This window comes from Bacillus luti, from assembly GCF_001884105.1.
Classification (GTDB): Bacteria; Bacillota; Bacilli; order Bacillales; family Bacillaceae_G; genus Bacillus_A; species Bacillus_A luti.
This window is the reverse complement of record NZ_MACI01000086.1, coordinates 1-802: the sequence shown is the minus strand read 5'-3', so window position 1 is coordinate 802 and position 802 is coordinate 1. Positions and strand designations below refer to the sequence as shown.

The following is an 802-nucleotide window of genomic DNA, read 5'->3' as shown; positions in this document are numbered from 1 at the left end:
CTCTCTCGCTCGAAGCAAAAAGCGCTTCAAGGTCGAGAGCTCCAATGTCCTGCGATTCTGAACGAGCCGCTTTCGCTTTTAAATATATTATTGATTCAAGAACGCACGTAGCATCCAAGCGTGTTTTTCTAGTTCTGTGTAGATGCCTAATAGTAGGTCAGATGTCATTTCGTCGTCAGAGTTTTGAGCGATTTCCATGCCTTTTTTCAGTTCGACTAGCATCATTTCATAGTCTTTCATGATTGCTTCGACCATCCCTTCTGCAGTTTCTCCGTATGCTGCTTCTTGAATAGAAGATAGTTCTAAGTATTCTTTCATTGTTGCTACTGGTTTGCCGCCAATTGCTAAAATGCGTTCTGCAATTTCATCGATGTGAGTAGCTGATTCTGTGTAAAGTTCTTCAAATTTCTCATGTAATGTGAAGAATTGAGGCCCTTTTACGTACCAGTGGAAGTTGTGTAGTTTTGTGAATAAAACGCTCCAGTCTGCTACTTGTTTGTTTAATACTTCGATTACTTGTTTGTTCATTATGATCAATCTCCTTTTGAGTTGTTATATGATATCAATTACTAATTTATAATTATTATAATCTAGTAATCTGTACAAATCAACCCTTTTGCTGGAATTATTTTGAACAAATTATGAACGGTTGTAAATAAAAGGCCCTATTACGGTGAAGTAATAGGGCCTTTGTTTAATATATAGCTCTTGTTATAAACGAGCCGCTTCCGCTTTTTATTATATCCAGCTTCGGTGACTAGAACAGTCGGTCATTTCGCGCCTTCCTGTGAGGCAAAGAACG

At 38.2% G+C, this 802-nt stretch carries 1 protein-coding gene; it reads right to left on the bottom strand.

Annotated elements, in window-relative coordinates; translation table 11 throughout:
- Nucleotides 1-87: 87 nt before the first annotated feature.
- The gene (locus BAQ48_RS21350) at nt 88-528 is read right to left on the bottom strand and encodes a Dps family protein (RefSeq protein WP_001041897.1); all 441 of its coding nucleotides are present in this window, start codon (nt 526-528) and stop codon (nt 88-90) included.
- Between the last annotated feature and the right edge of the window lie 274 nt (nt 529-802).

Bases quoted from the DNA above. Each gene is read 5' to 3' on its own strand.
- BAQ48_RS21350 (WP_001041897.1), bottom strand. From the start codon at position 528: ATGAACAAACAAGTAATCGAAGTATTAAACAAACAAGTAGCAGACTGG.